The sequence below is a fragment of the Brucella anthropi ATCC 49188 genome (genome assembly GCF_000017405.1).
GTDB classification, from domain to species: domain Bacteria; phylum Pseudomonadota; class Alphaproteobacteria; order Rhizobiales; family Rhizobiaceae; genus Brucella; species Brucella anthropi.
Genome location: NC_009667.1, coordinates 2,100,126 through 2,116,342 on the forward strand (window position 1 = coordinate 2,100,126; position 16,217 = coordinate 2,116,342).

The following is a 16,217-nucleotide window of genomic DNA, read 5'->3' on the forward strand; positions in this document are numbered from 1 at the left end:
CTTTTCGGGATGCGCTCTGAACTTCAGAAGCCTGTATGTTCCTTGAGGAACTCGGTTTCCTCGTGGGTGGTATCGCGACCAAGCACCTTGTTGCGATGGGGAAAGCGTCCAAAGCGTTCGATGATATCGTGATGCTGGCGGGCGAAACCGAGTGAGAACTCGTCGCCGAGCCTTTCATAAAGATCGACGCAGCGCTTCTGGTCGCTCAGATGCTCACTATGCATGAATGGCAGATAGAAGAACTGGCGTTGTTCGGGCGATAGTTTGCGGTCGAAATCGTGATCGAGCGCCTGCGCCGCCACATCTCGGGCCAGCCCGTCACTTTCAAAAGAACGCGGTGAACCACGGAACATATTGCGCGGAAACTGGTCGAACAGAATGGTGAGCGCAAGCGCGCTTTCTGGCTGCTGTTTCCAGTGTTCCAGCTTGTCGGCGCGCGCATCTTCGTAAGCCGTCAGAAATTTCTCACGAATTTCCGCGTCGATCTCATCACTTTTGCTAAACCAGTTTTCTTGTATCTTCGGCGAGAACCAGAAATCGAGAACGTCCTTGGGTTCGATAGCCATGACAGGCCTCCTTTCTGGTTTTACTGTGCCTTCTGGTTTGTAGCTTCCGGCTGCGGGCAGGGCGGTTCGCCCTTGAAATTGCGCGACATGCAGGCGAATCGATCAAAACTCTTGCCTGTATCCATGGCCGCCTTACCAGCTCCCCCGCATCCGGCAAGAACGGCCAGAGAAATCAGAATAGCGAAGTTTTTCATGGGGGTCCTTTCAGGGGCCATGTGGTCTGCTTCTATAATAGGGATCGTGATCTTCAGTCGCAACAGCGACTCCGATCAACTAGAGCGGTTCCAGTTAAAACGGGTTCACTGGAACCGCTCGCTCTCTTTGTTTTCTCGCATTATCCTACGCAAAACTGCTTCGCACTTTTGCTGGAAATGCTCTAGCCTCTACCACGATAGTTAGGCACGCCTTGTTCCGGTATCCAGACGTTCTGCGGCGCCGCTCCGGTCTGAAAGAAAACGTCTATGGGAATACCGCCACGTGGATACCAGTAGCCGCCGATCCTGAGCCATTCCGGCTCCAGCAGCTCGACGAGGCGCTTGCCGATGGTTACCGTGCAATCCTCGTGAAATGCACCATGATTGCGGAAGGAAAACAGGAACAGTTTCAGAGATTTGCTTTCCACCAGCCACTGGCCGGGAACATAGTCGATGACCAGATGTGCAAAATCCGGCTGTCCCGTCATTGGGCATAGCGAGGTGAATTCAGGTGCGGTGAAGCGCACACAGTAAGGCGTTCCCGCTTGCGGATTTGCGACCCTTTCAAGGATGGCATCTTCCGGATTTTGTGGGATCGAAGCGTTGGAGCCGAGCTGCTTGAGATCGGAATATATTGTCTTTTCAGACATTTGCGTGCCTTTGTTTCAAGCCACGTCGCAGTCTTGCAGCGCTTGATTGCGCTCATCCTTGTTTTGACCGGGTAGGCTGCGACCGGTGGCAAACTGCCAATGACCGGGAGCTAGCAGACCACAACCGTCTCGTAAAGAGCGCAAACAAAAGCCCGCGCATTGAGCGCGGGCACAAGTATCAGGCTGTTCTTGCTGTTCAGCGGCGATCAGAAATGGCGCACCCGATGGCAACACCGATGAGAATGCCGATAATTCCGGCAGTTCCGAAAAGGGTTGTGGCTGTGCCTGGGTTTTCGCGAACCGTTTCGGCAACGACCTGACCGCGTTCACGCACGGCCTGCGCGGCATGACGGAAACGACCGGACGCATCATCCATGACGTCCTCCGCGCGTTCTCTCAGCTCGCCAGAATGTGACGCCAGCGACTTTGAAAGGCGCTTCAGTTCAGTGCGCATATCGGCAATCTGCTTTTCGAGAGCCTGCTGGATTTCGTTCGTGATCTTTTCGTCGGCCATTTGAAGTCTCCGTTGAATTGATGACGATAAAACGAGTGAAAACGCGTTCGGTTCCATGCTGCGACAATGCGGTTAACAAACATGGTAAACCGCTCGTAAACCATTTTAATTTATCATTTTCGAATACAAGAACGATCTGGAGCGGGGCCAGAATGTATATCGAAAAAGATACGTTTGTCGGTGGCTGCGAGCCGGTAGCTGCGCGCGTTGTCCGTGCTGCTCAGTTGGCCCGGCAATGTATTGACCAGCTTCAGTCTGATCATGCTCGTGCACATGCAGAAGCCGCATTGACGCTTTTGCTTGATGATCCTTCCCCGAAAGTTCGCATGGCTATTGCAGATGTGCTTTCGACCAGCGTGCATTCGCCTTTGCATATCGTAACGGCGCTTGCAGCCGATCAACCGGAGGTGGCGGGATATATCCTTGCACGCTCAAAGCTTCTTAGCGACGCTGATCTGATTGATCGTGTCGCCTATAGCGCTCCATCGATGCAGGTTTTGATTGCCGCGCGCCCGCATGTTTCATTCGCAGTCGCGGCGGCAATCGCCGAAGTCGGGAATAATGAAGCTGTTGCTGAAATGCTCTTCAACAGCTGCGCCCGTATTGCGCCCGTTTCGTTTCGGCGCATCAGCGAGCGCTGCGGACATGATGCTGTCGTACGGGAAGCCTTGCTGGCCCATCCGCATCTTCCGGCTGAATGCCGTCATCTACTCGCAGTGAAAGTCGGAGAGGTTCTCCAATCTCTTCCACTGGTGAAATTGCTTCTGGGTCAACGCCGCGCTGATAAGGTTGTAGGCGATGCGACCGCTCGTGCCTCAATGCAACTGGCGGAAAACTGTTCACAAGAAGAACTCCCGGCGCTGGTCGAACATCTGCGTCTGCGCGGTGAAATCACGACCAGTTTTGTTATCCGTGCCGTTGCCGGAGGCCGTATAGATTTCTTCGCCAGCTTGCTGGGCGCGCTTTCCGATCTCGATGATAGGCGGATTTGTGCGATTATTTCGGGCGGACGTCCTGCTGCCCTTGCTGCGCTTCTTCGCTCTTCCGGATTGAGCGATGCCACGCATGCGCCCTTGATTGTTGCCATCGAGGCCTGGCGGGCGGTTGCAGCCGGGCGGAAGCGTATGGGCGCTGCGGAAATATCAGCACTCATGTGCGAGGCTGTCGGGGGCGGCCGATTTGCTGCTGCCAATGACGATCTGGCCGCATTGCTACGTTCGATCCATCTGGAATTCATGCGTGAAACGGCAGGCGACAGACTGAAGGCTATTCCCGCTGCTTGATCAGCCTTCTTGCCGGAAAGGGCGCATAAGGCTGAGGCCATAGCCAACAGCAATGCCAAATATGGCTCCGGCCGCCTTGAAAACAAAGTCTATGAACTCGCCGTGACGCCCAGGTGCCAAACGTTGCATCAGTTCGAAAAGTGCGGCGCAGCCGACTGTCAGCAGAAGAACACCCATCCAGTGGCGAGGGTAGGCGAGGGCGAACAAGGCTCCGACCAGAAAGAAAGCCGCAAACCGCTCTAGATCGACGGGCTCACCTGTCACTGGGCGGAATTTAATCGGGCTGATCGTAACTGCAAGGATGGCCAGAAGTATCATCCAGGCGCCAATGCGCAAAAATCGCTTCATGAAGAGCGCCTTTATTCATCCGTATGATCGCCGGGTGGTTCATCTTGCTTCGGATCGCCACAACGTTGGTACATTCGGTCGGTTATTGACTTTTTCAATGCGTTACCGAATGGCAACTCATAATGGGAAATGACATCGACGCCCATACACCATTTAACGTCGTGAGGCGACAGGGCATAATTGGTTTCGAGAAAACCAAGCGCGTAATTCAGGCCTTCGTCGCATTGCTCTGTCTGACAGAAATTACCGTCTCTGGCGAGCTGACGAATCGAACCTTCTCCGATCTTCACGACAATTGGTTCGACGGCAAATGGGGCCGCGCCTATCACAGCGATGACGACAAGTCCGATCAAGGTAAATTTTATAGAGCGCCGCATGAATCGCCATTTGTAACTGGTTTCCACGAGTTCATAACGCATGAGCGGCAATATGATGGCAAGTCGCAATCCACGGTGAAATAGCGGAAATTCAGGGGTTTCAGCTCAATACCCTTTGGAAAAGCCTTCACCATTTCTGGCAGTAAGTGAAATTGATTATTCCGGTTTTCGGCCAAATTGTAGCTAGATGTATTTTAGTTCGTATCGGTTTAATGTTGACTTTTACGTAAATGGGGGAGCACAACTTAGCTTCTGAGCTTAATCCGGTTTAGAGGCTGGTCCGCTTGATATAAGGCAGGAATGTTGTGGTGCGCGAATATTATACGATCACAGAGTTGACGCGCGAGTTCGGTATTTCAACCCGTACTTTGCGCTTCTACGAAGATGAAGGCCTGATCGCTCCTGTGAGACGTGGCCGCACACGACTGTTCCGTCCCGCTGACCGTCATCTTCTGAAGCAGATTCTGCGTGGCAAGCGGCTTGGTTTTTCGATCGCCGAAATCCACGAAATCATCCAGATGTATCGTGAGCCGCCCGGCGAGACGGGGCAGCTGAAGCTGCTCATGAAGCGCGTTGAGGAAAAACGCGCCGATCTTCGTCAGAAGCGACGCGACATTGAGGAGACACTCGGCGAACTCGACCAGATCGAGGAATCCTGCATCGAGCGTCTTGCCGAACTGGGCGTCAATACCTGATCTGTTTTACTGGGTATCGGGCACCGGTGAGCACATTTGTGCAATATCCTGGACCGTGCTGTTGTTCTCCTGATCGATCTTGCCGCTGAAGACATCATCGAACAGTTTCGCTTTATCCAGTTCCGTCACGACGCAGCCGCAGAACTGCTGGCATAGCTGTTCGCTTCCGTTTTGCAGGCATGCAGCCACACACGATCGCGTAAACGCTTCTCGCGGTGTTGGCTGCGCCGGAGGCATCAGTTGCGAGAAGACATAAACTAGCGCGATCAGAACTGGTTGATGAATGAGATAAAAAGCCAGACTATGCCTGCCGATAAATGTCAGCGGCTTTTCAAGAAACTGGGGTTTGATCCCGCCAGCCAAGAGCTGAAGCCAACCAAAACGCTGAAACATGCGCGCCGCCGCCATGCCAATAAGGACAGCTCCGAACCAAGGAAACAGCGGCACATAATCGTTCGAACGCGGCGCTACGGTCGAAAGGCCGACCCAGCTGAGCGCGGGATTGTTGAAAATATCGGCGCTTGCGTAAAGCGGGGCGCTGATGACCAACGCTGCAATGATCAATGTTGCAATGGCGGGCAGCCGCAGGAAAATAAGACCGAGCACACTTGCCAGAGCGATCTGGTGAAGGATGCCGAAGAAGATGAAACTGTCCGGCGACATATACCATGTGACTGCTGAAATCGCGGCCGCAGCGACAACGATCTGTGCCAGACGTTTCGCCATTGATTTCCAGCGAATCCCGTTGCCATGCGCCAGAACGAGGCTGAAGCCGACCAGAAACAGGAAGCTTGAAGCAATACAGCGGGCGAAAAGCTTCCAGCCCCCATGGGCAGTTGTGGCAGGTGCCATATAGCCGAAAAACTCAAGATCCCAGCCAAAGTGGTAGATCGCCATGGCGATCAGCGCGATCCCACGCGCAATATCGATGCGACCGAGACGAATCCGGGACGAAGGTGCAATATCCTGGGGCGTGATGTTAGACATGGTTCCTTCCGGCTGGATAGCGCTATCCGGCGTTTTTCGATTCCCGGCAAATCTCTAACACAGGCTTTTGCAACACTATAGTATGCGGTCGCACACGGATTCGTGCTGGCATGGGCACGGACAGAGGGCTGGATATTGGAGAGCTTGATTGTTTTTTAGTCTGTCGAAGATTTTCTGGCTGTTTTTCCAACCTGTTACGATAATTCTCGTTCTTGTCCTGATTGCTTTTCTGGCCATGTGGCGAGGTTCTCGACGGCTCAGTATGAGTGTGCTGGGGTTGTCTATCGCCATTCTGTTTTTTGCGGCTTTCACCACACTGGGTTCTGTTCTGCTTGCCCCGCTGGAGGATCGTTTCGCGAAGCCGGATGCAATGCCACAACATGTGGATGGGATCGTTGTTCTTGGCGGCTATATGAATGGCGACATTAATGCCGGGCGCAAAGGTTTCGAGTTGAATAGCGCGGCCGACCGCATTTTCGAAGCGATGCGGCTGGCGAGATTATATCCAGACGCCAGGGTTATTGTTTCCGGAGGGGATGGAGCCTTTTTCGAAGAAGCCGCCAAAGAGGCAGATAGCACGCGGCAGATGCTGATAGATCTTGGCTTTTCCGGCGAACGTTACATCTATGAAAACAAGTCTCGGAACACGGTTGAGAATGCAATTTTCTCGAAAGAACTGGCCCAGCCCAAGCCCGGCGAAACGTGGCTTCTGGTGACTTCCGCATATCATATGCCGCGATCCGTTGGCTGCTTTCGCAAGGCGGATTTCGATGTTGTCGCCTGGCCGGTAGACTACAAGACGCGCGCCCGCGAGCGTTTTGCCCTTTATCTTGAATCCCCGAATGAAGCGCTTTCGCGGTTCAGCGTGGCCATGCGTGAGTGGGTAGGACTTGCCGCTTACTGGTTGGCGGGCAAGACAGATATGCTTCTACCTCAACCCTGATGCCGCATTTCTGCCGTCACTTTAAAGCTTTTGTTAAGGTTATCTATTGGTAACTGATTGATAAAGAAAGCTTTCATGAGGTGGATGTTCAATCCAGAAAATTTATCGCCACAATTCAGTCGCTTTTCGCCGTTGCGTTCCGTTGTTCACGAAGCTATATGATCGGTAACAGCGTTGTGAAGGACGCTGTGTAAAAGAGTTGCACAACAAGGTTGCCAAAATCTCCATGGACGAAACCGTTCAAAAATCCTGCTGGGGCGTTACGCTCTGGGCAGTCGTTGGTCTCGCTGCTGTCATCCTCATGGCCTATCTGTTCTCCGTCTAGAGCATGTCTCCCGAAAGTGGGAACCGGTTTCGGGATAAAGACATGCGTGAAAACAAACGGATAGAGCATTTCCAATGAATCAAACAAAACAGGAAATGCTCTAGAAGTCAGGCGGCGTTACGTATTCCGGAAATTTGATGCCGCATTTCAGCATTCCGTTTGCGTTGATCCTTTCCTACACTATCTGATAGAGATACGCGGTTTCTGCGTTAGCGACTTTTTGCCGATTTTTGTCTAGAATGGACGATCAGGCAAATCGCGGGCGACGCTGCGATCAGGAATCAATCAGCCTTATGACGGCTGCAGAAGGTGTGGAATGTTTCTGTCGGTTTTCGATCTTTACAAGATTGGCATTGGGCCTTCCAGTTCGCATACGATGGGCCCGATGACGGCTGCGCGCATGTTTCTCAATGAAATTATAGGCGGAAACTGGCCACGGCCTGCGCATTCGAAAATCCACCGGTTGAAAGCGAGCCTGCACGGCTCTCTTGCTTATACCGGCGTCGGGCATGCGACGGATCGTGCCGTCATTCTGGGGCTCTGCGGTCATCTGCCGGATACGATTGATCCCGACATTATGGACGTTGAAGTTGAGAAGGTGTTCGCCGAGAAGAAGGTGAAACCCGATGGGCATCCGGCCTATCATTTCGATCCGAAGGTCGATCTCGTACTGGATCGGAAGACTCCTTTGCCGGGGCACGCCAACGGCATGGCTTTCTCAGCATTCGATGCCGATGACAATCTTCTCTTGCGTCGGGCATACTTTTCCATCGGTGGCGGTTTTGTCGTGACGGAAGAAGAGCTGAGCCGCGTTCAGCGCAGCGGTGCAAAGCAGGACGACAGGGCTGATGTGCCGTTTCCATTCCGTAGTGCCGCTGAGATGCTTGAGATGGCCCATGACAGCGGGCTGTCGATCGCCGAAATGAAGCGGGCTAATGAAGAAAAGCATATGGCACGCGGTGATCTGGATAATGGTCTCGATCGTATTTGGGGGGCCATGCGTGGCTGTATCGAGCGTGGACTGAGCCGGGACGGTGTCATGCCGGGCGGCCTGAATGTCCGTCGTCGTGCGCGACAGCTTCATGATAAGCTTCAGGATGACTGGCGCAACAATCGCAGCAACCCGCTTCTGGCAAATGACTGGCTTTCGGTTTACGCGATGGCGGTCAATGAAGAAAACGCGTCCGGCGGCCGGGTAGTCACCGCACCGACAAATGGTGCTGCAGGCGTTGTACCGGCGGTTCTGCGCTATTACTTGCATTTTCATGATGATGCCGATGAGAAAGGCATTCGCGATTTTCTCCTGACGTCTGCCGCGATCGGCGGTGTCATCAAGCACAACGCATCGATTTCTGGCGCGGAAGTTGGTTGTCAGGGCGAAGTAGGATCAGCATCGGCAATGGCGGCAGCGGGTCTTGCCGCTGTGCTTGGCGGATCGCCTGAGCAAATTGAAAATGCTGCTGAAATTGCGCTCGAGCACCATCTTGGCATGACCTGCGACCCGGTTGCCGGGCTTGTGCAGGTGCCGTGCATTGAACGTAATGCGCTTGGTGCGGTGAAGGCGGTGACCGCAGCGTCACTTGCTGTAAAGGGCGACGGCAAGCATTTTGTACCTCTCGACGCTTGTATCGAGACAATGCGCCAGACCGGTCACGATATGAGCGAGCGTTACAAGGAAACCAGTCAGGGCGGTCTCGCCGTCAACGTGGTCGCCTGTTGATTCGCAATTCTGGGCGGAATGCGATGCTTCAGGCTTGAAGCGCGCATTCGTCTTGGCTAAATCACCCCTATGGCTCTCAATCTCGTCAAACTTTGTGTCGGCTGCGACAGTATCGAAGATCTCGCGGCTTGGATCGATTTCCGTCTCGCTGAACAGCGTGCGGCCGGTTTGGTGCCGGAACAGTTTCACACAACGAGAATGGTTCCGAAACGGATCGATGAGCTGCTGGAAGGTGGCTCGCTCTACTGGGTTATCAAGGGCAGCGTCCAATGCCGTCAGCGCCTGCTGGATGTTCGTCCATTTACAGATGAGCAGGGTATCAATCGCTGTCACCTTGTTCTCGAACCCAAGGTCATTCCGACCGAGTGGCAGCCACGCCGCGCTTTTCAGGGTTGGCGCTATCTGGTTGAAAATGAAGTCCCGCGTGATGAAGCCGCGGGTAAAGCGGGCAGGGCTGCCTTGCCGGCAGAATTGCGCCAGGAGCTGGCGGCTCTGGGATTGCTTTGAAGATTGATACACTCATGAAAAAGGGCCTGCCGGTTAACCGGCAGGCCCTTTTTCATTTCATCTGGTGTTCATTCAGTTTTCTATCGTCAGGCGCACAGAAACTCGGTCGAAATTCACCGGTAGGGTCATCCGCATGGAAGCCCGTGGTTGAACCAACCGCTTGTTACGTGCTGCATGACAGACGAGCAGCCCGACCAGATCTTTGGTCTGAAAGCCGGTGCCTCGCCTTACATCGGCAATTCGCAGGGCAGCCTGCTTGAGGCCTTGCACCGAGAACAATGCACCGAAGGCTGAAGTCTTGCCTTCATCCTGTGTCCAGTCGGCCGTTTTGAACGGCGGCTGGCCGAAAGTTTCTCTCATATTTGACATCTCGAAACCCTCTACGCACTACAAATTCGGGTTTGAAGCTGGCAACGAGGGGGCAGAACCCCTCGCAATCGATTAGTTCGCGACTGCATAGCAGCCGAAGTTTTTCTTCTTCAGCGAGGCGCAGGCATCCCAAGCAGCCTGCTTGGAGGAGAAGCCAACAAAGCGCGCGCGGTAGAAAGTTGCGCTACCCTTGTTGAAGGTCTCGGTATAGGGCGACGCCGCACGCAGCGTGCCACCTGCTGTGGCAGAAGCCTTGGCAAGCATGTCCCGCGCCTGACCTTCGCTCGGGAGGGAGCCGATCTGGATTGCCCAGCCACCGGCAGCAGGGGCGGATGCCGTGGTGACCGGATCGACTTCCTGAGCCTGTGCAGACGGGACGGCGGCCTTTGGTGTGGGGCGGATCGCAGCCTGTGCGGCCAGCGCAGCAGGACGCGCGGTCGGTGCTGCAAGTGCCAGAACCTGAGGCTGGTCGCTATCGCCTTCACCGCTTTCGTTGTTGATGATGTCGTCCACGGCTGCAACCTGACGGGTTACAGGAACAGGGGCATTCTTGGCCTTGGGAAGATCGATCGAAGCAACGACCTGCGGTGCATCGTTGCGCATGGCGACGAGCGGTGCAGCGTTACGGCTACGCGTTGCCATAGGAAGATATTTGCGGATGAGCTGAGTCATATGGGCGTCGCGGCTAGCACCGGTATTGCCGCCCATGACCACCGCTACGAGCCTGCGGCCATCCAGGCTGACTGAAGAAGCCAGATTGTAACCGGATGCATTGGTGTAGCCGGTTTTGATGCCGTCCACGCCCTCAACGCGACCGAGCAAACGGTTGTGACCGTTGATGGTCTGTCCGCGGAAAACGAAGCTGCGGCGGGAGAAATAGGAGAATTCGTTCGGGAAATGCTGGCGAAGTGCGATGCTGAGGATCGCCATGTCGCGTGCAGTCGTATGCTGCGCCATGTTCGGCAGACCCGATGCGTTACGGAAGGTCGTGTTACGCATGCCAAGACGACGAGCCTTTGCTGTCATCATCTGCGCAAACCGCTCTTCGGAGCCGCCGATATATTCGCCGACGGCAGTTGCCACGTCGTTGGCTGACTTTGTGATCATGGCCAGCGCTGCATCTTCAGCACGAATGCTTTGCCCCGAACGGAAGCCGATTTTAGTGGGCGGACGTGCGGCTGCATAGGCGGACACCGGGATACGCGTGTCCTTGTTCATGCGCCCTGCCTGCATTGCCTCGAAAAGCATATACAGAGTCATCATTTTGGTGAGGGAAGCTGGATAGCGCTGTGCATCCGCATTCGAGGCAAACAGCGTTTTGCCGGTGTTCGCATCGATCACGATCGCTGCATATCTATCGCTAGCCGCTATCGCCGGTATCGTTGTCGAAGCTGTCGAACACCCCGTTACAACTGCAAGAAGAAGGGTGGCTTGCGCCGCTCTTTTCAAGGCATATGCGACTTTACTAAATGCGGTACGCACGATGATGACCTACCTGTATCCCGGATTTTTTGAACTGCGACACAAAAGGCACACAGCGTCTAATTCGGTGATCCTACTGCCATCAGCGTTACCAATCCGTTTATGGTAACCGTGTTGTTCATAAATTTCGGAAAAATTTTGAGGAAGCCGTAACGCTGACAGTCCGTTCAGACCCGATGCGTTAAGAACGTTCACGCAGATGTGTCAATGAAATGCGCTGTTCGTATCAGGGGAAGGCAGTGGTGTCACAACACAAAAAAACCCGCTTGCGCGAGTTTAGTTTTGCTGCTGCCTTGTTTGGGTGGAAGGGGAGAGGCAGCCTCTAGAAATGAGCGGGTTTTAAAAAGTATGTTCTGTTAGTAGCCCTAATGCATTCATTAATGTTTTGATTATGTGAGAAAATTAGTACTTTTTTCGTATTCGTGAAACCGCAATTTGTGTTCCGCTTTTTATAGGGTCGAGTTTATTAGGTTCAATTATTAGTACCTATATTATTTGGCAGCGAAGTGCTCCGGCTATTTTACATAGAGCTGTTTTGTCATGACCTATCGTTCGGACGACGCCATATAACTGTGTCAAGCCTCGTTATTGCAATAAGTCCCGGTTGCAAGTGCCAATGAAGGGCTTAAAATCACCACATGACGACCTACATAATAGGGCAAGTTGGGTCAGGCAGATGGGCATCCGGGTAATAGGTTTCATGAGGCATCTCGATATAGTCATGCAAAGCAAGACTGACGGCGGAAATGGTCCGGAAAACGGCACCGTTTTAGTTACGCGTACACAGCCGAAAACCAAGAAGCCCAGCCTCTATCGTGTCCTGCTCCTCAATGACGACTACACACCCATGGAGTTCGTCGTTCATGTCCTGCAGCGGTTTTTCCAGAAGAACCAGGATGATGCCACGCGCATCATGCTGCATGTTCACAATCACGGGGTCGGCGAGTGCGGCGTATTTACATACGAAGTCGCCGAAACCAAAGTTAGCCAGGTCATGGATTTCGCCCGCCAAAACCAGCATCCGCTGCAATGCGTGATGGAGAAAAAGTGAGGTCATATGCCATCGTTCTCCCCAAGCCTTGAAAGGGCCCTGCATCAAGCCCTCACAATTGCAAACGAGCGGCATCACGAATATGCGACGCTCGAACATCTTTTGCTTGCCTTGATCGACGATCAGGATGCGGGCGCAGTGATGCGTGCCTGCAGCGTCGACCTTGAGCATCTCAAACGTATCGTTACCGACTATATTGATCGCGAACTTGATAATCTCGTCACGGGTTATGACGAAGATTCCAAGCCAACTGCCGCTTTCCAGCGCGTCATTCAGCGCGCGGTCATTCATGTACAGTCCTCGAACCGTGAGGAAGTAACCGGTGCCAACGTGCTGGTTGCCATTTTTGCGGAACGGGAAAGTCATGCTGCCTATTTCCTCCAGGAGCAGCAGATGACACGTTATGATGCCGTGAACTATATTTCGCATGGCATCTCCAAGCGCCCGCAGAACAGCGAAACTCGCCCGCCGCGCGGCGCAGAGAGCGCAAATGAAGAACGCACTAGCACAGAACAGGAAGAAAGCGCCAAGAAGAAGCAGGACGCCCTGTCTGCCTATTGCGTCAATCTGAATGAGAAGGCCAAGGCCGGGCGTATCGATCCGCTGATCGGTCGTGACAGCGAAATCAGCCGCACCATTCAGGTGCTCTGCCGTCGTTCGAAGAACAACCCGCTTTATGTGGGTGATCCCGGCGTCGGCAAGACTGCGATTGCCGAAGGTCTTGCCAAGCGGATCGTTGAAGGACAGGTGCCTGAAGCGCTTGCCGATGCGACGATATTCTCGCTCGACATGGGCACACTTCTGGCGGGCACCCGCTATCGCGGTGACTTCGAAGAGCGTCTGAAGCAGGTCGTCAAGGAGCTCGAAGAGTATCCGGGTGCGGTTCTGTTCATCGACGAGATTCATACAGTCATCGGGGCTGGCGCCACTTCGGGCGGCGCGATGGATGCATCGAACCTGTTGAAACCGGCGCTTTCATCGGGTGCTATCCGCTGCATCGGATCGACGACCTATAAGGAATATCGTCAGTTCTTCGAGAAAGACCGTGCCTTGGTGCGTCGCTTCCAGAAGATAGATGTCAATGAGCCTTCGATCCCGGATGCGATTGAAATCATGAAGGGGCTGAAGCCCTATTTCGAGGATTTCCATAAGGTCAAGTACACGGTCGATGCCATCAAGACGGCAGTGGAACTTTCTGCGCGTTATATTTCGGATCGCAAATTGCCAGACAAGGCAATTGATGTGATTGACGAAACAGGTGCCAGCCAGATGCTATTGCCTGAGAACAAGCGCAAGAAGACCATCGGCGTGAAGGAAATCGAAGCGACAATCGCAACGATGGCCCGTATTCCGCCGAAGTCGGTATCGAAGGATGATGAGCAGGTTCTCTCGCATCTGGATGCTGAACTGAAGCGTGTCGTTTACGGTCAGGATCTGGCCATCGAAGCGCTGTCAGCGTCGATCAAGCTCGCCCGTGCGGGATTGCGCGAACCGGACAAGCCAATCGGCTCGTACCTGTTCTCCGGCCCGACCGGCGTCGGCAAGACGGAAGTCGCCAAACAGCTGGCAAGTTCGTTGGGCGTGGAACTCCTGCGTTTCGATATGTCGGAATATATGGAGCGTCACACCGTATCACGGCTCATCGGTGCGCCTCCCGGCTATGTTGGCTTCGATCAGGGCGGACTCCTGACCGATGGCGTCGATCAACATCCGCATTGCGTGCTGCTGCTTGATGAGATCGAGAAGGCACACCCCGATCTGTTCAACATCTTGTTGCAGGTAATGGATCATGGCTCGCTGACCGATCACAACGGCAAGAAGATCGACTTCCGCAATGTGATCCTGATCATGACCACCAATGCCGGTGCGTCGGATATGGCGAAGGCAGCAATCGGCTTCGGTTCCACGCGTCGCGAAGGCGATGACATGGAAGCGATCAACCGCTTGTTCACGCCTGAGTTCCGTAACCGACTGGATGCGATCATTCCGTTCGGTCCGTTGCCGGTTCCCGTCATTCATCAGGTTGTGCAGAAGTTTGTGCTTCAGCTTGAAGCTCAGCTTGCTGAGCGCGGCGTGACCTTCGAACTGACCGAAGGCGCAATCGCCTGGCTTGCTGACAAGGGTTACGACGAGCGCATGGGTGCACGTCCGCTTGCCCGGGTTATCCAGGAACACATCAAGAAGCCATTGGCTGATGAGGTGCTCTTCGGGAAACTCAAGCATGGTGGCACGGTCCGGGTGGATGTCGTGACGAAACCGGACGGTAAGACCGATCTTTCGCTGGAAAGCGTGGCTGATAAGCCGGTAAGTCCGAAGAAGGATATTCCGGCTGAGAAGAAGCAGCTGCAACGCAAGAAGGCTGCGCCGAAGAAGGCAGAGAAGGAGAAGGTGCTGGCGGGCAAGGACGAACCGGCGCCGAAATCTTCCGCGAAGTCCTCGGCGGCCAAATCGTCGGTGCCGAAAGTGCCACGTAAGAAGTAACAAGCAAGCGGAACGGCCCTCTCTGAGGGCCGTTTTGTTTTGAGGATGAGGCTGGTGTGAAGGAAAACTGAGGTTTTCCGATCTGAGCGGTAAAAACCGGGTGCAACTTGCTCGGACCTTGCTCTAACGTGACTCTATGCCACCGATTCATTCCGATTATCCTGAGCAAAATTCAGAAGACCATCGTCACCTGCGATGGTTCTTGCGCGGCTGCACACGCATTTGCAGTATTCCTGCTCTATTGTTGATGAGTTCGTTTATCGGTTTTGCGGGACTGGCAATTGAAAGCGGCATCACCGTTGTTCAAGCCGTCTTTATGACGCTGACCATCTGGGCGCTTCCGGCAAAGGTCGTTCTGATCGGAGCGATCAGTGCAGGTGTGGCTTTGCCTACCGCGGCTCTTGCGGTGGGACTTTCGTCCGTGCGTTTGATGCCGATGGTGGTCGCGCTGCTTCCCGAGCTGCAGGGACCTAAAACGCGAAAACTGACGCTCGCTGCTCTGTGTCATTTCGTTGCCGTCACCGCCTGGGTCATGGCCATGGAGGAGCTGCGCAAGATCCCGCGTGATATGCGGACGAGCTATTTTGCGGGGATCGGTATGGTTCTGGTGGGAACCAATGCGATTGTCGTTGCTATCGTCTATTCGTTATCGACGTCTTTTCCGCCAATTGTTTTCGCGGCACTTTTCATGCTGACGCCGATGTATTTTCTGACGTCGCTCTGGCGTTCAGCCAGAGAAAGGGCAGGGCAGGTCGCAATGATTTCCGGGATCGTTCTGTTCCCCATATTTCATCATCTGGCTCCTGGATATGACCTGCTGATCACGGGTGTTCTCGGTGGGCTGATAGCGTTCGGTTTTCACCGGATGCGCCGCGTATCGGTGGGGGCAACTGAATGAACTGGGACAGCTTTTCGACCTGGTGGTGGCCGTTTCTGTTTATCCTCCTGGCTGGAGCGCTTCCAACCTATCTGTTTCGGCTGATGGGGGTGCTGGTTGGTGGGCGCGTGCGGGAGGATTCAGAAGCTCTCGTTTTCGTGCGCTGCGTCGCGACTGCGCTGGTTGCAGGCGTTATCGCGCAGCTTATTCTCTATCCTAATGGAGAACTGGCCAATTCGCCGCTCTGGCTCCGCGCTGGTTCTGCCGCGGCAGGATTTGCCGCCTTTCTCATTACCGGTAAGCGATTGCTCGTCGGTGTGCTCGTTGCGGAAATCCTGCTGGTAATCGGCCTGCTTACACTTTGAAAGTGTGAGTCTTATCAGAGCGCTGCACGAATCTTTTCAGCGTTTGCGGAAAGAACTGCTGCGTCTTCCATCTGTCCGGTATGGGGCTTGAGCGCCACGCCTTCAAAGCGCGGGATCACATGAAAGTGCAGATGATAGACGGTCTGGCCGGATGCCGGTTCGTTGAACTGCATGACGGTTACGCCATCGGCATTGAATGCCCTCTTCACGGCCTGCGCGATTTTCTGCACCACTTGAACAACATTCGCGAGGGTTTCCGGCTTGGCATCGAGCAGATTGCGGGAAGCAGTCTTTGGCACAACCAGCGTGTGGCCCGTGCCTTGCGGCATCACATCCATGAAAGCAACGACGTCATCGGTTTCGTAAACACGGGTGGACGGGATTTCGCCGCGCAGAATTTTGGCGAAGATATTGTTGTCGTCATAGGTGGCGGACATGCGATTCTCTCCAATGCGAAAATGTTTGACAGGATCAGACCGTATC

At 54.2% G+C, this 16,217-nt stretch carries 19 protein-coding genes; 9 read left to right on the forward strand and 10 right to left on the reverse strand.

Annotated features, from left to right (window positions below):
* Nucleotides 1-23: 23 nt before the first annotated feature.
* The 4 genes from OANT_RS10420 to OANT_RS10430 form a co-directional block, all read right to left on the reverse strand.
* Nucleotides 24-566: a DUF924 family protein gene (locus tag OANT_RS10420; RefSeq protein ID WP_012091933.1), complete on the reverse strand. Its 543-nt coding sequence runs from the start codon at nucleotides 564-566 to the stop codon at nucleotides 24-26.
* Between the two features lie 20 nt (nucleotides 567-586).
* Entirely contained in the window at nucleotides 587-760 is a 174-nt protein-coding gene (locus tag OANT_RS26870; protein WP_010659953.1) for a hypothetical protein, read from the reverse strand.
* A 182-nt stretch (nucleotides 761-942) separates the two neighbouring features.
* Nucleotides 943-1,410: a preQ(1) synthase gene (gene queF / locus OANT_RS10425; RefSeq protein WP_012091934.1), complete on the reverse strand. Its 468-nt coding sequence runs from the start codon at nucleotides 1,408-1,410 to the stop codon at nucleotides 943-945.
* Between the two features lie 196 nt (nucleotides 1,411-1,606).
* Nucleotides 1,607-1,924, reverse strand: a complete 318-nt coding sequence (locus OANT_RS10430; protein ID WP_012091935.1) for an ElaB/YgaM/YqjD family protein — start codon at nucleotides 1,922-1,924, stop codon at nucleotides 1,607-1,609.
* A 152-nt stretch (nucleotides 1,925-2,076) separates the two neighbouring features.
* Here OANT_RS10430 and OANT_RS10435 point away from each other — a divergent pair, with 152 nt between their 5' ends.
* Nucleotides 2,077-3,207, forward strand: a complete 1,131-nt coding sequence (locus OANT_RS10435) for a DUF2336 domain-containing protein (RefSeq protein WP_012091936.1) — start codon at nucleotides 2,077-2,079, stop codon at nucleotides 3,205-3,207.
* Here OANT_RS10435 and OANT_RS10440 read toward each other — a convergent pair whose 3' ends face one another.
* The gene (locus OANT_RS10440) at nucleotides 3,208-3,555 is read right to left on the reverse strand and encodes a VanZ family protein (protein WP_010659958.1); all 348 of its coding nucleotides are present in this window, start codon (nucleotides 3,553-3,555) and stop codon (nucleotides 3,208-3,210) included. It abuts the gene before it with no gap.
* 11 nt (nucleotides 3,556-3,566) lie between these two features.
* A complete protein-coding gene (locus OANT_RS26875) occupies nucleotides 3,567-3,932 on the reverse strand; it encodes a hypothetical protein (protein WP_040130116.1) in 366 nt (121 codons plus the stop codon).
* A 308-nt stretch (nucleotides 3,933-4,240) separates the two neighbouring features.
* Between OANT_RS26875 and OANT_RS10450 the strand changes: the two genes are divergently transcribed.
* The gene (locus OANT_RS10450; protein ID WP_010659960.1) at nucleotides 4,241-4,627 is read left to right on the forward strand and encodes a MerR family transcriptional regulator; all 387 of its coding nucleotides are present in this window, start codon (nucleotides 4,241-4,243) and stop codon (nucleotides 4,625-4,627) included.
* 6 nt (nucleotides 4,628-4,633) lie between these two features.
* Here the strand turns inward: OANT_RS10450 and OANT_RS10455 are convergent, their stop codons facing one another.
* Nucleotides 4,634-5,614 (reverse strand): heparan-alpha-glucosaminide N-acetyltransferase, encoded by a 981-nt coding sequence (locus OANT_RS10455; protein WP_012091940.1) that lies wholly within the window; start codon nucleotides 5,612-5,614, stop codon nucleotides 4,634-4,636.
* Between the two features lie 148 nt (nucleotides 5,615-5,762).
* On the opposite strand from OANT_RS10455, the gene OANT_RS10460 reads away from it, so the two are divergent.
* From OANT_RS10460 to OANT_RS10470, 3 genes are all read left to right on the forward strand, one after another.
* The gene (locus OANT_RS10460) at nucleotides 5,763-6,557 is read left to right on the forward strand and encodes a YdcF family protein (RefSeq protein WP_040129253.1); all 795 of its coding nucleotides are present in this window, start codon (nucleotides 5,763-5,765) and stop codon (nucleotides 6,555-6,557) included.
* Between the two features lie 641 nt (nucleotides 6,558-7,198).
* Nucleotides 7,199-8,602: an L-serine ammonia-lyase gene (locus OANT_RS10465; protein WP_012091942.1), complete on the forward strand. Its 1,404-nt coding sequence runs from the start codon at nucleotides 7,199-7,201 to the stop codon at nucleotides 8,600-8,602.
* 69 nt (nucleotides 8,603-8,671) lie between these two features.
* Nucleotides 8,672-9,109 carry a DUF1489 family protein gene (locus OANT_RS10470; RefSeq protein WP_012091943.1) on the forward strand — a complete coding sequence of 146 codons (438 nt, stop codon included), beginning with the start codon at nucleotides 8,672-8,674 and terminating at the stop codon, nucleotides 9,107-9,109.
* A 72-nt stretch (nucleotides 9,110-9,181) separates the two neighbouring features.
* On the opposite strand, the gene OANT_RS10475 is transcribed toward OANT_RS10470, so the two are convergent.
* Together OANT_RS10475 and OANT_RS10480 are read right to left on the reverse strand one after the other, a co-directional pair.
* Nucleotides 9,182-9,478 (reverse strand): hypothetical protein, encoded by a 297-nt coding sequence (locus tag OANT_RS10475; RefSeq protein WP_012091944.1) that lies wholly within the window; start codon nucleotides 9,476-9,478, stop codon nucleotides 9,182-9,184.
* 72 nt (nucleotides 9,479-9,550) lie between these two features.
* Nucleotides 9,551-10,960: a D-alanyl-D-alanine carboxypeptidase family protein gene (locus OANT_RS10480; RefSeq protein WP_012091945.1), complete on the reverse strand. Its 1,410-nt coding sequence runs from the start codon at nucleotides 10,958-10,960 to the stop codon at nucleotides 9,551-9,553.
* A gap of 721 nt (nucleotides 10,961-11,681) precedes the next feature.
* Here OANT_RS10480 and clpS point away from each other — a divergent pair.
* The 4 genes from clpS to OANT_RS10500 all read left to right on the forward strand — a co-directional run bounded on the left by clpS (nucleotide 11,682) and on the right by OANT_RS10500 (nucleotide 15,734).
* Entirely contained in the window at nucleotides 11,682-12,011 is a 330-nt protein-coding gene (gene clpS / locus OANT_RS10485) for an ATP-dependent Clp protease adapter ClpS (RefSeq protein ID WP_040130118.1), read from the forward strand.
* Nucleotides 12,012-12,017: 6 nt separating this feature from the next.
* Nucleotides 12,018-14,492: an ATP-dependent Clp protease ATP-binding subunit ClpA gene (gene clpA / locus OANT_RS10490; RefSeq protein ID WP_012091947.1), complete on the forward strand. Its 2,475-nt coding sequence runs from the start codon at nucleotides 12,018-12,020 to the stop codon at nucleotides 14,490-14,492.
* Between the two features lie 247 nt (nucleotides 14,493-14,739).
* Entirely contained in the window at nucleotides 14,740-15,390 is a 651-nt protein-coding gene (locus OANT_RS10495) for an AzlC family ABC transporter permease (protein WP_115179274.1), read from the forward strand.
* Nucleotides 15,387-15,734 (forward strand): AzlD domain-containing protein, encoded by a 348-nt coding sequence (locus tag OANT_RS10500; protein ID WP_012091949.1) that lies wholly within the window; start codon nucleotides 15,387-15,389, stop codon nucleotides 15,732-15,734. The genes OANT_RS10495 and OANT_RS10500 overlap by 4 nt, the downstream gene beginning before the upstream one ends.
* Before the next feature lie 14 nt (nucleotides 15,735-15,748).
* On the opposite strand, the gene OANT_RS10505 is transcribed toward OANT_RS10500, so the two are convergent.
* Nucleotides 15,749-16,171: an HIT family protein gene (locus OANT_RS10505; protein ID WP_012091950.1), complete on the reverse strand. Its 423-nt coding sequence runs from the start codon at nucleotides 16,169-16,171 to the stop codon at nucleotides 15,749-15,751.
* Between the last annotated feature and the right edge of the window lie 46 nt (nucleotides 16,172-16,217).

Bases quoted from the DNA above. Each gene is read 5' to 3' on its own strand.
- OANT_RS10420 (WP_012091933.1), bottom strand. From the start codon at position 566: ATGGCTATCGAACCCAAGGACGTTCTCGATTTCTGGTTCTCGCCGAAG.
- OANT_RS26870 (WP_010659953.1), bottom strand. From the start codon at position 760: ATGAAAAACTTCGCTATTCTGATTTCTCTGGCCGTTCTTGCCGGATGC.
- queF (WP_012091934.1), bottom strand. From the start codon at position 1,410: ATGTCTGAAAAGACAATATATTCCGATCTCAAGCAGCTCGGCTCCAAC.
- OANT_RS10430 (WP_012091935.1), bottom strand. From the start codon at position 1,924: ATGGCCGACGAAAAGATCACGAACGAAATCCAGCAGGCTCTCGAAAAG.
- OANT_RS10435 (WP_012091936.1), top strand. From the start codon at position 2,077: ATGTATATCGAAAAAGATACGTTTGTCGGTGGCTGCGAGCCGGTAGCT.
- OANT_RS10440 (WP_010659958.1), bottom strand. From the start codon at position 3,555: ATGAAGCGATTTTTGCGCATTGGCGCCTGGATGATACTTCTGGCCATC.
- OANT_RS26875 (WP_040130116.1), bottom strand. From the start codon at position 3,932: ATGCGGCGCTCTATAAAATTTACCTTGATCGGACTTGTCGTCATCGCT.
- OANT_RS10455 (WP_012091940.1), bottom strand. From the start codon at position 5,614: ATGTCTAACATCACGCCCCAGGATATTGCACCTTCGTCCCGGATTCGT.
- OANT_RS10465 (WP_012091942.1), top strand. From the start codon at position 7,199: ATGTTTCTGTCGGTTTTCGATCTTTACAAGATTGGCATTGGGCCTTCC.
- OANT_RS10470 (WP_012091943.1), top strand. From the start codon at position 8,672: ATGGCTCTCAATCTCGTCAAACTTTGTGTCGGCTGCGACAGTATCGAA.
- OANT_RS10475 (WP_012091944.1), bottom strand. From the start codon at position 9,478: ATGTCAAATATGAGAGAAACTTTCGGCCAGCCGCCGTTCAAAACGGCC.
- clpS (WP_040130118.1), top strand. From the start codon at position 11,682: ATGCAAAGCAAGACTGACGGCGGAAATGGTCCGGAAAACGGCACCGTT.
- clpA (WP_012091947.1), top strand. From the start codon at position 12,018: ATGCCATCGTTCTCCCCAAGCCTTGAAAGGGCCCTGCATCAAGCCCTC.
- OANT_RS10495 (WP_115179274.1), top strand. From the start codon at position 14,740: ATGAGTTCGTTTATCGGTTTTGCGGGACTGGCAATTGAAAGCGGCATC.
- OANT_RS10500 (WP_012091949.1), top strand. From the start codon at position 15,387: ATGAACTGGGACAGCTTTTCGACCTGGTGGTGGCCGTTTCTGTTTATC.
- OANT_RS10505 (WP_012091950.1), bottom strand. From the start codon at position 16,171: ATGTCCGCCACCTATGACGACAACAATATCTTCGCCAAAATTCTGCGC.